This window comes from Kitasatospora sp. DSM 101779 (genome assembly GCF_025655475.1).
Lineage (GTDB): Bacteria > Actinomycetota > Actinomycetes > Streptomycetales > Streptomycetaceae > Kitasatospora.
Genome location: NZ_JAHTIK010000001.1, coordinates 2,440,851 through 2,458,264 on the forward strand (window position 1 = coordinate 2,440,851; position 17,414 = coordinate 2,458,264).

Sequence of the window (17,414 nt, forward strand, 5' to 3'; positions counted from 1 at the left end):
CCGGGCGGTCTCCTGTCTGGCGGCCTCGGCCGCCCGGCCCAGCGAGGGCGACAGGGCCATCCCCCCGGTGGTCCGGAACAGCTCGTCGGCTCCCGGGAGACTCACTCGGCGGGGCGGCACCGGTCGAGCACCTCCCTGGCGAGCTGGCGGTAGGCGGCGGCGCCGACCGAGTTGGTCGCGTACGTGGTGATCGGCTCGCCGGCCACGGTGGTCTCGGGGAACCTGACGGTGCGTCCGATGACGGTGTGGAAGACGTGGTCGCCGAAGGCCTCGACCACCCGGGCCAGCACCTCGCGGCTGTGCACCGTACGGGAGTCGTACATGGTGGCGAGGATGCCGTCGAGGCGCAGCTCCGGGTTGAGCCGCTCGCAGACCTTCTCGATGGTCTCGGTGAGCAGCGCGACGCCGCGCAGCGCGAAGAACTCGCACTCCAGCGGGACGATGACGCTGTGAGCCGCCGTCAGGGCGTTCACGGTGAGCAGGCCGAGCGAGGGCTGGCAGTCGATGATGACGTAGTCGTAGTCCGGCAGCAGCGGCTTGAGGGCGCGGGCGAGTGCGGACTCGCGGGCGACCTCGCTGACCAGCTGCACCTCGGCGGCCGACAGGTCGATGTTCGACGGCAGCAGGTCCATGCCGGGGACGGCGGTCTTCAGCAGCACCTCATCGGCCGTCAGGCCCCGCTCCATGAGCAGGTTGTAGACGGTGACGTCGAGTTCCATCGGGTTCACGCCGAGGCCGACGGAGAGGGCGCCCTGCGGGTCGAAGTCGACGAGCAGCACCCGGCGGCCGTACTCGGCCAGCGCGGCACCCAGGTTGATGGTCGACGTGGTCTTGCCGACGCCGCCCTTCTGGTTGCACATGGCGATGATCTGCGCGGGGCCGTGCTCGGCCACCGGCGCGGGGATCGGGAAGTACGGCAGCGGACGGCCGGTGGGGCCGACCCGCTCGCGGCGCTGCCGCGCGGCGTCGGGGGCCAGGGTGGCGGCGTACTCCGGGTCCGGCTCGTACTCGGCGTCCGGGTCGTCGTAGGGGCCGTAGCCCAGGTCGGCGTAGGAGAGGCCGTAAGCGCCGAGCTCGGCGTCGTAGTCGGCGCCGGCGGCGGCGCCGCTCTGGCGCGCCTCGAAGGTGCGGACCGCGACCGAGCCGATCTCCGCCGTACCCACCGTCGCCGGCCGCGCGTAGTCGTCGTGCGGCTGTCCGGCGGCGAGCTCCGCCAGTCCTGACTGACCACCCCCGGGAGCAAATGTCGACTCATTCACAAGTCGTCTTACCTCCTTGGGCTTCCAGGACTCTATGTCGATACGTCAGCGTGGCAGCTTGCCGACGGTTTGCGACTCTAGGCCGTTCCAGGCGTTCGCAGCAACACAATCCACGGTAGTGGGCACGATGTGTCGGCTCCCCGACCGCGCGCTGTCAAGGCTTGCGCGGGCCGGGAACCCTCACGATTCCGGGGCCGCCGCGCCCCCGCGGCGGGGTGACCCGCGGTGACCGGGTCCGCAGGGCGGGTGACACGTCGCACATGAATTGACATCGCCCGTCCACCGGCCGGTCACCGCCCCGTGGGGGTGCGGGCGCGCCGAAGCCCCCGGCCCGAGGGGAGCGGACCGGGGGCGTCGGAGGTGTCGACGCGTCAGGCGAGCACGGTCTCCAGGGAGACGGACTCCATGTCGAAGGCGTCGGCGACGGCCTTGTAGGTGATCTGGCCCTCGTGCACGTTCAGGCCTTTGGCCAGCGCGGCGTCGCGGCGCAGCGCCTCCTTCCACCCGCGGTTGGCCAGCTCGACGATGTACGGCATCGTCGCGTTGGTCAGCGCGTAGGTGGAGGTGTTCGGGACGGCGCCCGGCATGTTGGCCACGCAGTAGAAGACCGAGTTGTGGACCTGGAAGGTCGGCTCGGCGTGCGTGGTGGCACGGGAGTCCTCGAAGCAGCCGCCCTGGTCGATGGCGATGTCGACGAGCACGGAGCCCGGCTTCATGCGGGAGACCAGCTCGTTGGTGACGAGCTTCGGGGCCTTGGCGCCCGGGATCAGCACGGCGCCGATGACCAGGTCGGCCTCGATGACGGCCTTCTCCAGCTCGAAGGAGTTGGAGGCGATGGCCTTCACCTTGGTGCCGAAGATCTTGTCGGCCTCGCGCAGCTTGTTGATGTCGCGGTCGAGCAGGGTCACGTCGTAGCCCATGCCGATGGCGATGGTGGCCGCGTGCCAGCCGGAGACGCCGCCGCCGATGACCACGCACTTCGCCGGGTGGGTGCCGGGCACGCCGCCGGGGAGCACGCCGCGGCCGCCGGCCGGACGCATCAGGTGGTACGAGCCGACCTGCGGGGCCAGACGGCCCGCGACCTCGGACATCGGGGCGAGCAGCGGGAGCGCGCCGTTGGCGAGCTGCACCGTCTCGTAGGCGATCGCGGTGGTACCGGAGGCGATCAGCGCCTCGGTGCCGGCGCGGTCGGCCGCCAGGTGCAGGTAGGTGAAGAGGGTCTGACCCTTGCGGAGGCGGTGGTACTCCTCGGCGATGGGCTCCTTGACCTTCAGCAGGAGGTCAGCGGTTTCCCACACCTCGTCTGCCGTGGGGAGGATGGTGGCGCCGGCGGCCACGTACTCCTCGTTGGGGATCGAGGAGCCGAGACCGGCGTTGTCCTCGATGAAGACCTCGTGTCCGTTGCGGACGAGCTCATGCACGCCGGCGGGCGTGATGGCCACGCGGTACTCGTGGTTCTTGACCTCGCGGGGGATGCCGACCTTCACGGCTAAACACGTCCCTCTTGCCTGGGGGTCCCGGCCGGGGGAAGACCGGCGGGCGGCGCGCACGGGGAAGGCCTCCGGAGAACGCCGGGGCACGGATCGCTGCGCGACTGCTGTCGAGTGTAATGAAGCCCAGTGGATCCGTCAGCCTTCCAAACTGAATAAATCAGCGGATCCGATTGGCAGGTTCGTAGGCTTGCACCTCGCTCCCGTGAACAAAGGCCCGCGACTGCCGCATATCAGACACTACTCCGCAATGGGGTGATTCCACTCCCCCGCCAGCTGCTGCTGGAGGCGGTCCAGGGCCTGCGCCACAAGGGCTGCGCCCCGCTCGTCGCCGAGCCGCCGGAAGATCCCGAACGCCGCCCGGTACTCGCGCAGCGACTCCTCGAAACGACGCTGCGCGGTGTGCGCCTCGGCGACCCGGGCGAGCAGCCGGGCCTCGGCCGCGGCGTCGCCCGCCTCCTGCCGCAGGGCCAGCGCGCGCCCGTACGAATCTCCGGCGCGCACGGGGTCGCCGAGCGCCCGGTAGCACCCGCCCGCGCTCTCCAGCGCGCGGGCGCACCCGGACTCGTCGCCCGCCGCCCGGGCCCGGTCCAGGGCCGCCCGGTACCGCTCGGCGGCCCGCTCCCAGCGGCCGGCGGCGGCCTGCAGGTCGCCGAGGTTCAGCAGCGCGGCGGCGGCCCGCCGGGGCGCCCCGGCCCGTTCGGCGACCTCCAGGACGAGCTCGTGCAGCCGGTGCAGGTCGGCAGGGACGGTGGCCGGGGTGAGCGGCAGGGCCCGCAGCAGCGCGGTGACCAGTCGGCCCGCCGAACCGTCCAGGTCGCCCTGTCCGATCGCGTCGCCGACGGCGGTGAGCAGCTGGTCGCGTTCCTCGTCCAGCCAGCGGGCGGCCTGGTCGGCGGTGCGCAGCCGCAGGGGCCCGGGCAGCGGGTCGGGCGACGGACCGGCCCCGGGGGCGAGCAGTGCCTGCGCGGAGTCGACCAGGCGGACGAGGCGTTCCAGCAGCCGGGCACGGGCCAGCTCGACCTCGGCGGGCCGGTCCGCCTCGGCGCGGAGTTCGACCAGCCGCGGATGCATCCACCCGGGAACGCGGTAGCGCGCGGTGCCGTCCGCCGCGGGCGGCTCGGCGGTCAGCAGCTCGCGCTCGGCGAGGTCGGCGAGCAGTCCGGCGGCCTCGGGCGCGGGGCAGCCGACCAGGGCGGAGGCGGTGCGCAGGTCGGCGAGCTGGGCGGGGGCCAGGGTGAGCATCCGCAGCATCCGGGCCCGGGCGGGGGTGAGCGTGCGGTAGAGCAGTTCGAAGGCGCCGCCGAGCGGATCGCCCTCCGGCACGGGCACGGGGCCGTCGGCGGGCAGCAGGTCGCGGGCGCGCCTGCCCTCGCCCGCCGCCGCTTCCGCGCGCTCGGCACGGCGGCGGCCGGCCCTGCCCTTGCCGTTCCGGACTCCCCCGCCGTCCGCGTCCTCCGCGGCGCCGACGCCGGGCGGACCGGCGAGTGCCGTTCGGCCGGTGGCGGCGGTGAGGTCGGCGGCCGCGTCGGTGACGGCCGCGCGGGCGTCGGCGCGCAGCCGGACGGCGGTCAGCCGCAGGGCGGCCGGGCGGCAGGCGCACGCATCGGCGAGATCGGCCGCACCGACCGGGTCGCAACTGATCCGGGTGCCGCCGACGAGGTCCCCGAGCAGGCCGACGGCGGCGGCCTGGTCCAGCCCGCCGATGATCACCGGGTCGACGTCCTCGATGCCGGTCAGCGGGCCGCCGGTGGTGGCGAGCAGCAGGGTGCCGGGGCCGGCGCTGAGCAGCGGCCGCAGCTGACCGGCGTCCTTGGCGTCGTCGAGCAGCAGCAGCACCTCGCGGTCGGCGAGCGCCTCGCGCAGCGCGGCGCAGGCCGGGTCGTCGCCGTCCGGCCCGTCCGGTGGCAGCAGGCCGGCCGGGACGGCGCCCAGCTGCTCCAGCAGCCGCCGGGCCGTCCGGCCGGGCGGCACCCGACTGCCGTCGGGCGCGGAGAGCCGGGCGTACAGCACGCCGTCCGGGTACTGGGCGGCCACCGAACGGGCCCAGCGAAGGGCGAGCGCCGTCCGCCCCGATCCGGGGCGGCCGGCCAGCACGACCAGCCGGGCCCCGGCGGCGCCCTGGCCACCGGCCCGGGCGGCGGCGGTCAGGGCGGCGAGTTCGGTGCGGCGGCCGGCGAAGGCTGCGGGTCCGGGCGGCAGGCCGTCCGCGGGGCCGGCCGCTCCGGGGCCGGCGGACCGCTCGTCGATGGTCGCCGTCTTCCTCGCCACCCGTGCCCACTCCTGTCGGTCGCCCGCAGCGGGCCCGCTGCGGGCCCTGCCGCGAAGCGTAGTTCGAACGACCGCCCCCGCCGAGGCCAACCGCCCGTACCGCCCCTCGCATCACCCCCGCGGGTCAAACCCGGTCACCGCTCGGACGGGATGCGTTCCCGGGGGCGCCCCGGACGAGCAGGATCCCCTCAGTCCTGGCGGAAGGGCCGGGCCGGCCAGGGGGAGTCGGCGGGGCGCAGGGCGTCCAGCCCCTGGCCGGTGAGGGCGGCGTGCAGGGCGAGGGTGCCGGTGATCAGGGTGGGGTTGTGCAGTTCGCCGGCCAGGACGAGCCGGATCAGCTCCTCCAGCGGGACGCGGGCGGTCTCGATCTCCAGCTCCTCGCCGTGGGCGGCGTACCGGTCCCCCTCGGCCTCGGAGAGGTCGGTGGCGAGGAAGAGCCGCAGCGCCTCGTCGGTGCCTCCGGGCGAGGTGTAGAAGTCGACGAGCACCCGCCACTCGCCGGCCTTGCAGTGGGCCTCCTCGTAGAGCTCCCGCTGGGCGGCGTGCAGCGGGTTCTCGCCGGGCACGTCCAGCAGGCCGGCGGGCAGCTCCCACAGGCGCTGGCGGACGGGGTGGCGGTACTGGCGCAGGATCAGCACCCGCTGGCGGTCGTCCAGGGCGAGCACCGACACCGAGCCGGGGTGCGTCTGGTAGTCGCGGCGCGCCCAGGAGCCGTCGGGCATCTGCACCTCCTCGGTGCGCACCCCGGTGACCCGGCCCTTGAACGGCGTCTCGCCGGCACGGACGGGCCACTGTTCGGCGGCGTCCCTGATCTGCTGCTGAAAATCCATCGCAGTCCCCTTTTCGTCAGTACGACACAATCTAACCCGACGCACCCTCAGCCTGCGGCCACAACCGTCTTCGAACAGCCGGACGGCGGCCGTGCGGGGGAATCCGCACGACCGCCGTCCGGTCACCGGGAGGACGTTGCCGCGTCCCGGCGTACTGCCCGCCGGGTTACGCGACCCCGGTCTTGATCTTGATGGCCGCGGCGACCAGGCCCGCGAACAGCGGGTGCGGGCGGGTCGGGCGGGACTTCAGCTCCGGGTGCGCCTGGGTGGCGACCAGGTAGGGGTGGACCTCGCGCGGGTACTCGACGTACTCGACCAGGTCACCCTTGGGAGAGAGGCCGGAGAACTGCAGGCCGGTCTTCTCGAGGTCGGCGCGGAAGGCGTTGTTGACCTCGTAGCGGTGGCGGTGGCGCTCCTCGACGTACTGCTCGCCGCCGTACACCTCGCGGACGATCGAGCCCTCGGCGAGCTTGGCCGGGTAGAGGCCCAGGCGCATGGTGCCGCCCAGGTCGCCCTTGCCGTCGACGATCGCGAGCTGCTCGGCCATGGTCGAGATGACGGGGTGCTTGGCGGCCGGGTCGAACTCGGTGGAGTTCGCCTCGGGCAGGCCGGCCAGGTTGCGGGCCGCCTCGATGACCACGCACTGCAGGCCGAGGCAGAGGCCCAGCAGCGGGATCCGGTTCTCACGGCCGTAGGTGATCGCGGCGACCTTGCCGTCCACACCGCGGTCGCCGAAGCCGCCGGGGATGCAGATCGCGTCCACGTCGCCGAGCTGCTCCTGCGCGCCCTCGGGGGTCAGGCAGTCGTCGGAGGTCACCCACTTGATGACGACGCGGGCGTTGTTGGCGAAGCCGCCGGCGCGCAGCGCCTCGGTGACCGACAGGTAGGCGTCCGGCAGGTCGATGTACTTGCCGACCAGGGCGACCTTGACCTCGTGCTGCGGCTCGTGGACGCGGCGCAGCAGGTCGTCCCAGGTGGTCCAGTCGACGTCGCGGAACGGCAGGTCGAGGCGGCGCACCACGTAGGCGTCGAGGCCCTCGCCGTGCAGCACCTTCGGGATGTCGTAGATCGACTTGGCGTCGATGGCCGCGACCACGGCCTCCTCGTCCACGTCGCACATCAGCGAGATCTTGCGCTTGATCGCCTGCGGGACCTCGCGGTCGGCGCGCAGCACGATCGCGTCGGGCTGGATGCCGATGTTGCGCAGCGCGGCGACGGAGTGCTGGGTGGGCTTGGTCTTCAGCTCGCCGGAGGGGCCGATGTACGGCAGCAGCGAGACGTGCACGAAGAAGACGTTGTCCCGGCCGACCTCGTGGCGGACCTGGCGGACGGCCTCCAGGAACGGCAGCGACTCGATGTCGCCGACGGTGCCGCCGACCTCGGTGATGACCACGTCGACGTCCTCGGTTGCCATCCGGCGGATCCGGGACTTGATCTCGTTGGTGATGTGCGGGATGACCTGGACGGTGTCGCCCAGGTACTCGCCGCGGCGCTCCTTGGCGATGACCGTCGAGTACACCTGGCCGGTGGTGACGTTCGCGGAGCCGTGCAGGTTGGTGTCGAGGAACCGCTCGTAGTGGCCGATGTCGAGGTCGGTCTCGGCGCCGTCGTCGGTGACGAAGACCTCACCGTGCTGGAACGGGTTCATGGTGCCCGGGTCCACGTTGAGGTACGGGTCGAGCTTCTGCATCGTCACGCGCAGGCCGCGCGCCTTGAGCAGCGCGCCCAGGCTGGAGGCGGTGAGGCCCTTGCCGAGCGAGGAGGCGACACCCCCGGTGACGAAGAGGTGCTTGGTCGTCACGGCGCGGCCGGCGGCCGACTTACCGGAATGGGGCTGTGCCAAGAGGGGGCTCCCGTGGGTCGCGGTGTCGAGGGTGACTCCCGGTGGCCGGACCTCCCGCTCGTCCGCGCGCCGACGTATCTGCACGCCGGGGCACCGGCGGGGTCGTCGAATCGGCGGATCGGGGGTGGCCCTCAGCTGTGTGCTGCCCACCAGTCCACGGGATACCAGGGTATCAGCGCACCGGACGGGACGCGGTCCGGCCCGGTGCGGCGCGCCCTCGACCGGTGCTCGGCACGTGGTGGAAGGATCAGCTCCGGATGACTCGGACGGATCACCGGTGATCACCCGGGGGGACCAGCCGGGCTGGTCAATCCGGTGCGAGTCCGACGGGGGACGACCCCTGGGCGTGCCCCAGGGCGTTCGACGGACGTATTCTTCTCGGACGCATCGCCGACACCAGAGCACGCGGAGGGCGAGGGGGTCGGCCGACTCCGTTCGGTCCCCGGTGCGCGATCCGGAAGCCCCCCGTCCCGCCCCGCGCCCGGTCAGAGCCAGGGGCCCACCGGCCCCGCCGGGCACCCACGAGCCCTCCCGCCACCCCAACGGACCTCGCGAGTGCCCCGGCCCACCGGCGGGCGGCCCCGGCCCGCCCGTGCCCACCGTCGGCGCAGCCACATCGCGAACTGGGAGACCCACGTGGCCGGCCGTATCGAGGACTACGCACTCATCGGGGACATGCAGACCGCCGCCCTGGTCAGCAGGGACGGGGCGGTGGACTGGCTGTGCCTGCCCCGCTTCGACTCGCCGGCCGTCTTCGCCGGCCTGCTGGGCACCGACGAGCACGGCTTCTGGCGGATCGGCCCCGCCGAGGCGGTGACCGCCGCGCCCGCACCCACGTCCGAGGAGCACCGCGACCACACCTTCCACGCGGACCACTCCGTCGCCGACACCGGCGACCTGCGAATCCCGCCGGCCACCGCCTCCGCCCCGGCGCTGCCCGCCGACCGCCGCACCTACCGCGCCGACTCGCTCGTCCTGGAGCAGGAGTGGGACACCCAGGGCGGCACCGTCCGGGTGATCGACTTCATGCCGCCGCGCCACCTTCTCGGTACCCCCGACGTGCCCCAGATGATCCGGATCGTCGAGGGCGTCACCGGCCGGGTGCGGATGCGCTCGGCCGTCCGGATGCGCTTCAGCTACGGCAAGGTCGTGCCCTGGGTGCACCGGACGGAGCAGCCCGACGGCGGGCACCGCACGGTGGCCGTGGCCGGCCCCGACTCGGTCTGGCTGGACGGCGAGGCCGAGACGTACGGGCGCGACCTGACCACCTACGCCGACTTCACCGTCGGCGAGGGCGAGCGGATCGCCTTCGCCCTCACCTGGCAGGCCTCCCACCTGCCGGCGCCGGCCCCGGCCGACGCGGAGGGCGCGCTGGAGGCCACCGAACGGTTCTGGGCGGAGTGGGTCGGCCACTGCACCTACCGGGGCCCCTACCGGGAGGCCGTGATCCGCTCCCTGATCACCCTCAAGGCGCTCACCTACGCCCCCACCGGCGGCATCGTCGCCGCGCCGACCACCTCGCTGCCCGAGGACATCGGCGGCGAGCGCAACTGGGACTACCGCTACACCTGGCTGCGGGACGCCGCCATCACGCTCTCCTCGCTGATGCGCACCGGCTACCGCGAGGAGGCCCGCGCCTGGCGCGAGTGGCTGCTGCGCGCCGTCGCCGGCGACCCGGAGAACCTGCAGATCATGTACGGCATCGCCGGTGAGCGCGAGCTCACCGAGTCCACCCTGGACTGGCTGCCCGGCTACGAGTCCTCGCTGCCCGTCCGGGTCGGCAACGGCGCCGCCGGGCAGCTGCAGCTCGACGTCTACGGCGAGGTCGTCGAGGCGCTGCACCTCGCCCACATGACCGGACTCGTCCGCAACGACCACGCGCACCAGCTGCAGCTGAAGCTGATCAGCTACCTGGAGAAGCACTGGCGCGAGCCCGACGAGGGCATCTGGGAGGTCCGCGGTCCGCGCCGGCACTTCGTGCACTCCAAGGTGATGGCCTGGGTCGCCGTCGACCGGACGATCCGCCTCCTGGAGGACACCGGCACCGAGGGCCCGCTGGAGCGCTGGAAGGCGCTGCGGGAGGAGATCCACGCGGACGTCTGCGAGAAGGGCTACGACGAGCAGCGCAACACCTTCACCCAGTACTACGGCGGGCAGGAGCTCGACGCCTCGCTGCTGCTCATCCCGCAGGTCGGCTTCCTGCCGCCGGACGACAAGCGGGTGATCGGCACCATCGAGGCGATCCAGCGCGAACTGTCCACCGAGGACGGCTTCGTGCTGCGCTACCCCACCCACGACGAGAACGGCGCCAACGTCGACGGGCTGTCCGGCCACGAGGGCGCCTTCCTCGCCTGCTCGTTCTGGCTCGCCGACGACCTGGCCATGATCGGTCGGGTCTCCGAGGCACGCGAGCTCTTCGACCGGCTGCTGGCGCTGCGCAACGACGTCGGCCTGCTCGCCGAGGAGTGGGACCCGCGGGCCAAGCGCCAGGTCGGCAACTTCCCGCAGGCGTTCAGCCACGTTCCGCTGATCGACACCGCCCTGCGGCTCACCGCCTGCGGCGGCGCCTACGGCGCCGGTCAGCAGCACTGAGGCGCCGCCTGACACGCTGTCGACAAATTGGTGGACGGGCCGTGACCGGCGCCGCAGACTGGCGCCCATGGCTTCTCTCGTACGACACATCACCATCGACTGCGCCGACGCCTACGAGCTCGGCAGCTTCTGGGCCGCCGCGCTGGACGCCTCGCTGCACGAGGACGACCACCCCGGTGACCCCGAGGCGCTGGTCGAGAGCACGGCCGGCACGCTGCTGTTCGTCACCGTGCCGGACCGCAAGAGCGTGAAGAACCGCGTCCACCTCGACCTGCAGCCGCAGGACCGCACCCGGGACGAGGAGGTCGAGCGGCTGCTCGGCCTCGGCGCCACCCCGGTCGCCGACCACCGCCGGCCGGACGGCACCGGCTGGGTCACCCTCGCCGACCCCGAGGGCAACGAGTTCTGCGTCGAGCGCAGCGCCGCCGAGCGCGACGCCGGCTGACGGCCGGCCGGCCGTCAGCCGCGCTGCACCAGTTCGTCGTAGGTGGAGAGCACCTGGGCGACCGTGTCGGACTCGTCCGGCCAGGTGAGCTGCTGCTGACGGCCCGCCTCGGCGAGGGCGGCCCGCCGCTGCGGGTCGTCGATCAGCGCCCGGACGGACCCGGCCAGCGCCGCGGCGTCGCCGTACGGGACCAGCACGGCGGCGTCGCCCACCAGCTCGGGCACCCCGCCGACCGCGGTGGAGACCACCGGCACACCGGCCCGCATCGCCTCCTGGACGACCAGCGAACGGGCCTCCCAGCGGCTGGAGACGACCACCGCGTCGGCGGCGGCCAGCAAATCGGGCACATCGGTGCGGTGGCCGAGCATCCGCACCGGCAGGCCCTCGGCGGCGACCCGCTCCCGCAGCAGCTGGCCGTCCGGGCCGTCACCGGCGATCACCACCAGCGGGTCCAGGTCGCCGAGCCGGCCCGCCGCGTCCAGCAGCAGGCCGAAGGACTTCTGCGGCACCAGGCGGCCGATGGCGAGCAGCAGCGGCCGGGCGGGCTCGTCCTTGCCGTCGAACAGCGCGGCCCGGGCGGCCTCCCGGTCGAGCGTCGCGGGCGGCAGCGGCGGGGCCGCGATCGGGCCGAGCCGGGCGTCGGTCGCACCGAGCTCGCGGGCCCGGGCGACCAGGTCGGAGGAGGCGCCGAGCACCAGGTCGGCGGCGCGCGCCACCCGCCGCTCCATCAGCCGCTGCAGCCGGCGGTCCAGGCCGGTGGCCAGCATCGCGTGGTGCGAGGTCACCACCAGCGGGGTCTCCGGGCGCAGGCCCGGGAAGCGGCCGGCGGTACGCAGCGCAAGATCGGCGAGCAGGCCGGCCCGCAGGCCGTGCGCGTGGACGACGTCCGCGCCGGTGAACGCCCGGCGCAGCTCGCCGATCGCGGCGGCGTCGCTGCGGGCGCCCGCGGTCGGGGTGATGTCCACCGGGTGGAACCGGGCGCCCGTGCGGGAGAAGCCGAAGCGGGTGTCCGCGCTCTCCGGCGCACAGACCGTCACGGTCACCCCGTGTGCGACCAACCCCTGGGCGAGTGAACGCACATGGGCGCCGATGCCCCCGGTACCGGCCGACAGGACGAGCACCGCCCTCAGCTGGCCGGGCTCTTCATGGGCCGCTGCGGCGCCCTTGGCGGCGGAATGGTCCACGTCGTCTCGCTCCGACTCGTTCAGGTGACGAACACCGCCGCCGGACCCCCTGCCCCGGCCCGGGTCGGCCGACGGCTGCCTGCGCCCGCCGGTGGGCGGGGAAGGCGGGTTCCCGCGGACGGTCCTCGGGACTGGAAAGCCATTGTCCAGCCGCCACCATGCCAGGTCGGGCCGGGTCTTGGACAGTCGGCGCCGTGTGCGGGCGCGTCGGGGCCGCTCCCCCGGGCGGAGGAGCGGCCCGGCAACGGGCCCGCCGTCAGCGGCTGCGCGGCGCGCGGGCGGCGGCGAGCAGCTCCTCGGCGTGCGCACGGCCGAGTTCGGAGTCCTCCAGGCCGGCGAGCATCCGGGAGAGCTCGCGGACCCGCTCCTCGTCGCTCAGCGCCTTGACGCCGCTTCGGGTGACGGTGCCGTCGTTGGTCTTCTCCACCACCAGGTGCCGGTCGGCGAACGCGGCGACCTGCGGCAGGTGGGTCACCACCACGACCTGGGCCGACTCGGCGAGCTTCGCCAGCCGGCGGCCGATCTCCACCGCCGCCTTGCCGCCGACGCCCGCGTCGACCTCGTCGAACAGGTAGGTCGGCACCGGGTCGGCACCGGCGAAGACCACCTCGACGGCGAGCATCACCCGGGACAGCTCACCGCCCGAGGCGCCCTTGGCGATCGGCCGCGGCTGCGCCCCCGGATGCGGGGCGAGCAGCACCTCGACCTCGTCCACGCCGTGCGAGCCGTAGGCGACGGTGCGCTCGCCGACCTCCAGACCGGACGGGTCGTCGACCTGGGTGATGGCGAAGCTCACCCGGGCGTGCGGCATGGCGAGTTCGGCGAGTTCCGCGGAGACGGCGGCCGCGAACCGGTCGGCGGCGGCGTACCGGGCGGCCGACACCTCCACCGCAAGCTCCGCCAACTCGGCCCGCAGCTCCGTCTCCTGGGCGCCGAGCTCATCGATCCGCTCGTCGTCGCCGTCGAGTTCGGCGAGCCGCAGCGAGCCGGCCTCGGCCCACTCCAGCACCTCGGCGAGGGTGCCCTCGGCCCCGGCGTACTTGCGCAGCAGCTGCCCGAGGACGGCCCGGCGGTCCTCCACCGCGGCCAGTCGCACCGGGTCGGCGTCCAGGTCGTCGGCGTACCCGGCGAGGTCGCCGGCGACGTCGGCCAGCAGGTAGCCGACCTCGTTCAGCCGGTCGGCGAGGGCGGCGAGCCGCTCGTCGTGGTGGCGGACGGCGTCCAGCGCGCGGCGGGCCTGGGCGACCAGGGTGCCCGCGTCGACCGCGTCCGGGTCGGCCGGGTCACCGGCCAGTGCGGCGTGCGCGAGCGTCGCGGCGGAGGAGAGCGCGTCGGCGTGACCGAGCCGCTCGGCCTCGGCGGCGAGCTCCACGTCCTCGTCGGCCACCGGCTCGGCGGCGGCGACCTCCTCCAGGCCGAAGCGCAGCAGGTCCGCCTCCTGGGCGCGCTCCCGCGCCCGGGTGGTCAGCTCCTCCAGCGTCGCCGACACCTCGCGCAGCCGCCGGTACACCTCGCGGTAGCGGGCCAGCGGCCCGGAGACGGCCTCGCCCGCGTACCGGTCGAGCGCGCCGCGCTGCCGGGAGGGGCGCAGCAGCCGCTGCTGGTCGGTCTGGCCGTGCACCGCGACGAGGTCCTCGCCGAGCTCCGCCAGCAGGCCCACCGGGACGGCGCGGCCGCCGACGTGGGCGCGCGAGCGGCCCTCCGCGGAGACCGTGCGGCTGATGAGCAGTTCACCGTCGTCCAGCTCGGCCCCGGCCTCCAGGGCGCGGGCCACCACCGGGGAGCCCTCGGGCAGGCTGAGCCGGCCCTCGACCACCGCGCGGTCCGAGCCGTTGCGCACCAGCGCCGGGTCGGCCCGGCCGCCGAGCAGCAGGCCGAGGCTGGTCACCACCATGGTCTTGCCCGCGCCGGTCTCGCCCGTCACGGCCGTGAATCCCGGTGCCAGTTCGACCACGGCGTCGTCGATGACGCCAAGATCCCGTATCCGCATCTCGTCCAACACGGAGACGACCTTACGAGGTACCACCGTCGATGCGCGACGAGCCCGGCCCCCGCAGCGCCAAGTTCATCCCTTCCGGTCCGGTTCCCGCGATCCCCCGGACACCCGCCGCCGACCTGCCCCGATCGGCCCCGATCGGCCCCGGGCCGCCCGCGGTCCGCTCAGGCAGCGGACCCTCCGGGCACGGTGCACCAGCGCAGGAAGAACTGGGCGAGCGGTCCGATGGCCAGTGCGTAGGCGATCGTCCCGATCCCGAAGGTGCCGCCGAGCAGGATGCCCGCGGTGAGCACGGTCAGCTCGATGCCGGTGCGGATCAGCCGCAGCGAGCGGCCGGTGCGCCGGTGCAGGCCGGTCATCAGGCCGTCCCGCGGGCCGGGGCCGAGCCGGGCACCGATGTAGAGGCCGGTGGCGAGGCCGTTCAGGACGATCCCGGCGACCAGCAGCGCGATCCGGGCCGGCAGCGCGTGCGGCCCCTCGACCAGCCGCAGGGTGACGTCCATGGCCGCGCCCAGCACCAGCACGTTGCCGACCGTGCCGACGCCGGGCCGCTGCCGCAGCGGCACCCACAGCAGCAGGACGCAGGCGCCGACCAGCGTCACCCAGGTGCCGACGCTCAGCCCGAAGTGCCGCGCCAGGCCCTGGTGGAAGACGTCCCACGGGTTGCCGCCCAGCGAGGCGCGCAGCATCAGGCCCATGCTCACGCCGTACAGCACCAGCCCGGCGGCGAGCTGGGGCACCCGGCGGACCAGCCGGGACGGCGGGCGGGGGGCGTCGCCGCCGGCGGGCGCGGCGGTGTCGGCGGCGGTGTCCGCAGCGGTGCCGGGGGCGGAATCGGCGGTCGGTGGAACGGTCTCGGCGGTGGGCACGGCGGCCATCGGGTCTCCCTTGCGGTGATGCGCGGACTGGCGCCATCATGGGCGGTCCGCACCACCCCCATCCAGGTCCAATTCGAATCAGGTGGACTGGAAAATCCGATGTCCGAGTGGCACACCACGATCACCCCGCCCGCTTTCGCCCGGCTCTTGCGCACGGCCCGCACACCCGAGGGCGACGGCCGCCGCTCCGCGTACCGCACGCTCGCCGGACAGGTCCGGACGCTGCTCGCCGACGGCCGCCTCCCGGTCGGCACCCGGCTGCCCGCCGAACGCGAACTCGCCGCCGAACTGGCGCTCAGCCGCACCACCGTCGCCACGGCCTACGAGGCCCTGCGCACCGACGGCTATCTGCGCAGCCGCCGCGGCGCCGGCAGCTGGACGGTCCTCCCGGAGGGCACCCGGCCGCCCGCCGACGCCCTGCAGCCCGTCCCGCCGGACCAGCGCGACACCGTCATCGACCTCGGCGTCGCCGCACTGCCCGCCCCGCAGCCCCACTTCGGCCGGGCCGCAGCCCGCGCCCTGGAACAGCTGCCCGCGTACGCCGCCGGGCACGGCCACTACCCGACCGGCGTGCCCGTCCTGCGCGAGGCGATCGCCCGCCGCTTCACCGCCCGCGGCCTGCCCACCTCCGCCGACCAGATCCTCGTCACCACCGGCGCCATGGGCGCCCTGCAGCTCGCCCGGCGGGCCCTGCTCGGCCGCGGCGACCGGGTCGCCGTCGAGGCGCCCAGCTACGCCCACAGCCTGCAGCTGCTGCGCCGGGCCGGTGCCCGCCTCGTCCCCGTCCCACTGGCCCGTCCCACCGGGCCGGCGGCGCAGTGGGACCTCGCCGCCTGGCGCCGCGCCCTGCGCGACACCGCCCCCAGGGTGGCGTACGTCGTCCCGGACTTCCACAACCCGACCGGCGCACTCGTCCCCGAGGAGCAGCGCCGCGCCCTGCTGGCCGCCGCCCGCACCGCCGGCACGGTGCTGCTCGTCGACGAGACCACCGCCGAACTCGGCTGGGGCACCGACGACAGCGCCCTGCCCAGGCCGGTCGCCGCCCTCGACCGCACCGCCCAGGTGGTCACCGTCGGCTCGGCCAGCAAGCTGCTCTGGGGCGGCCTGCGGATCGGCTGGCTGCGCGCCACGCCCGCCCTGGTGCGGCAGTTGGCCTCGGACCGGGTGTTCGGCGACGTCGGGACGCCCGTCCTCGACCAGCTGATCGCCGCCGAGATGATCGCCGAACAGCTCGACGAGGTCCGCGCGCACCAGCTGCAGCGGCTCCGGGCCAGCGCCGACGCCCTCGCCGCGGAACTACGACTGCGGCTCCCCGACTGGGAGTTCACCCTGCCGCCGGGCGGACTCGCACTCTGGCTCGCCACCGCCGGCACCTCCGGGACGGCACTCGCGCGGGCGGGCGAGCGGATCGGCGTCCGGCTCGCGGCGGGTGCCCGGTTCGGCGTGGACGGCGCCTTCGAGAACCACCTTCGCATCCCCCTCACCGTGCCGCCGGCCGCCGCACCGGCCGCCGTGGAACGGCTCGCCGAGGCCGCCGCGCGGGCCGCCCGCGGCAGCAACCGGGCGTCGGCGGCCGGCGACCCCCAGCCGCTCGCGGTCTGACCCGGCGTCGCCGGTTCCCCGCGGCCGACCGGCCGTCACCGACCCGTACGGCCGCGGGACATCAGTGGTGGTTGCCCCCACGGCCGCGCCAACCCGTCACCGGCAGCGCGAACTTGGCCACCAGCCGGTCGGTGAACGGCGCCCGGTGCAGCCGCGCGAGCCGCACCGGCGTCTTGCCCCGGCGCACCTCCACCCGTGCCCCGGCGGGGAGTTCGACCGAGCGGCGCCCGTCCAGCCAGAGCACCCCGTGCGGGGTCTTCTGCTGCACCTCCACCGCCAGCACCGACTCGGGCGAGGTCACCAGCGGCCGGGCGAACAGCGCGTGCGCACTGATCGGCACCATCAGCAGCGCCTCCACCTCGGGCCACACCACCGGCCCGCCGCCCGAGAACGCGTAGGCCGTCGACCCGGTCGGCGTCGCACAGACCACCCCGTCGCAGCCGAAGTTGGACACCGGCCGGCCGTCGACCTCGGTGACCACCTCCAGCATCCGCTCCCGGGCCGCCTTCTCGATCGACGCCTCGTTCAGCGCCCAGTCCTCGTGGATCACGTCCCCGTTGGTGCGCACCAGGACGTCGACCGTCATCCGCTCCTCGACCTCGTAGTCGGCGTCGACCACCCGCTCGACCACGACCGCCAGGTCGTCCCGCTCGGCCTCCGCGAGGAAGCCCACCCGCCCCAGGTTGATCCCGAGCATCGGCAGCCCCGACTCGCGGGCCAGCTCCGCCCCCCGCAGCAGCGTGCCGTCGCCGCCCGCGACGAGGATCAGCTCGCAGCCGTCCGCCGCCCCGTGCCCGCCCGGCACCCGCTCGACCCCCTCCGGCAGGTCGAGGCCGACCGCCTCGGACGCCAGCAGCCGGATCCTGATCCCCGCCTTCAGCAGGCCGTGCACCAGCCCTTCCACGCTGCGCAGCGCCGCCTCACGGCCGGTGTGCGCGATCAGGAAGACCGTACGTTCCTCGCTCATGCCCGCTGCCCTCTCCCTAACGTCTTCCGGATCGTCGTCGATCCGTACGGCCACCAC

12 protein-coding genes are annotated in these 17,414 nt (G+C 74.4%); 3 read left to right on the forward strand and 9 right to left on the reverse strand.

Annotated elements, in window-relative coordinates; all coding sequences use genetic code 11:
- Positions 1–101 precede the first annotated feature (101 nt).
- The 5 genes from KSNIM_RS11355 to KSNIM_RS11375 form a co-directional block, all read right to left on the reverse strand.
- Entirely contained in the window at positions 102–1,163 is a 1,062-nt protein-coding gene (locus KSNIM_RS11355; RefSeq protein WP_030273410.1) for a ParA family protein, read from the reverse strand.
- A 467-nt stretch (positions 1,164–1,630) separates the two neighbouring features.
- The gene (gene ald, locus KSNIM_RS11360) at positions 1,631–2,746 is read right to left on the reverse strand and encodes an alanine dehydrogenase (RefSeq protein ID WP_263103126.1); all 1,116 of its coding nucleotides are present in this window, start codon (positions 2,744–2,746) and stop codon (positions 1,631–1,633) included.
- A gap of 243 nt (positions 2,747–2,989) precedes the next feature.
- Positions 2,990–5,020: a DnaB helicase C-terminal domain-containing protein gene (locus KSNIM_RS11365; RefSeq protein ID WP_263103127.1), complete on the reverse strand. Its 2,031-nt coding sequence runs from the start codon at positions 5,018–5,020 to the stop codon at positions 2,990–2,992.
- 188 nt (positions 5,021–5,208) lie between these two features.
- Positions 5,209–5,850 (reverse strand): NUDIX domain-containing protein, encoded by a 642-nt coding sequence (locus tag KSNIM_RS11370; protein WP_263103128.1) that lies wholly within the window; start codon positions 5,848–5,850, stop codon positions 5,209–5,211.
- A gap of 166 nt (positions 5,851–6,016) precedes the next feature.
- A complete protein-coding gene (locus tag KSNIM_RS11375; RefSeq protein WP_317634007.1) occupies positions 6,017–7,693 on the reverse strand; it encodes a CTP synthase in 1,677 nt (558 codons plus the stop codon).
- A 636-nt stretch (positions 7,694–8,329) separates the two neighbouring features.
- Here KSNIM_RS11375 and KSNIM_RS11380 point away from each other — a divergent pair.
- Together KSNIM_RS11380 and KSNIM_RS11385 are read left to right on the forward strand one after the other, a co-directional pair.
- On the forward strand, positions 8,330–10,285 hold the full coding sequence (locus KSNIM_RS11380) for a glycoside hydrolase family 15 protein (protein WP_263103129.1): 1,956 nt from the start codon (positions 8,330–8,332) through the stop codon (positions 10,283–10,285).
- Between the two features lie 67 nt (positions 10,286–10,352).
- Positions 10,353–10,730 (forward strand): VOC family protein, encoded by a 378-nt coding sequence (locus KSNIM_RS11385; RefSeq protein ID WP_263103130.1) that lies wholly within the window; start codon positions 10,353–10,355, stop codon positions 10,728–10,730.
- A 14-nt stretch (positions 10,731–10,744) separates the two neighbouring features.
- On the opposite strand, the gene KSNIM_RS11390 is transcribed toward KSNIM_RS11385, so the two are convergent.
- The 3 genes from KSNIM_RS11390 to KSNIM_RS11400 all read right to left on the reverse strand — a co-directional run bounded on the left by KSNIM_RS11390 (position 10,745) and on the right by KSNIM_RS11400 (position 14,788).
- The gene (locus tag KSNIM_RS11390) at positions 10,745–11,914 is read right to left on the reverse strand and encodes a glycosyltransferase family 4 protein (protein ID WP_263103131.1); all 1,170 of its coding nucleotides are present in this window, start codon (positions 11,912–11,914) and stop codon (positions 10,745–10,747) included.
- A gap of 256 nt (positions 11,915–12,170) precedes the next feature.
- Positions 12,171–13,904 carry a DNA repair protein RecN gene (gene recN / locus KSNIM_RS11395; protein ID WP_263107904.1) on the reverse strand — a complete coding sequence of 578 codons (1,734 nt, stop codon included), beginning with the start codon at positions 13,902–13,904 and terminating at the stop codon, positions 12,171–12,173.
- 170 nt (positions 13,905–14,074) lie between these two features.
- A complete protein-coding gene (locus KSNIM_RS11400) occupies positions 14,075–14,788 on the reverse strand; it encodes a YczE/YyaS/YitT family protein (RefSeq protein WP_411543691.1) in 714 nt (237 codons plus the stop codon).
- A 99-nt stretch (positions 14,789–14,887) separates the two neighbouring features.
- Between KSNIM_RS11400 and KSNIM_RS11405 the strand changes: the two genes are divergently transcribed.
- A complete protein-coding gene (locus tag KSNIM_RS11405) occupies positions 14,888–16,390 on the forward strand; it encodes a PLP-dependent aminotransferase family protein (RefSeq protein WP_263103132.1) in 1,503 nt (500 codons plus the stop codon).
- Positions 16,391–16,451: 61 nt separating this feature from the next.
- Here KSNIM_RS11405 and KSNIM_RS11410 read toward each other — a convergent pair whose 3' ends face one another.
- On the reverse strand, positions 16,452–17,357 hold the full coding sequence (locus KSNIM_RS11410) for an NAD kinase (RefSeq protein WP_263103133.1): 906 nt from the start codon (positions 17,355–17,357) through the stop codon (positions 16,452–16,454).
- Between the last annotated feature and the right edge of the window lie 57 nt (positions 17,358–17,414).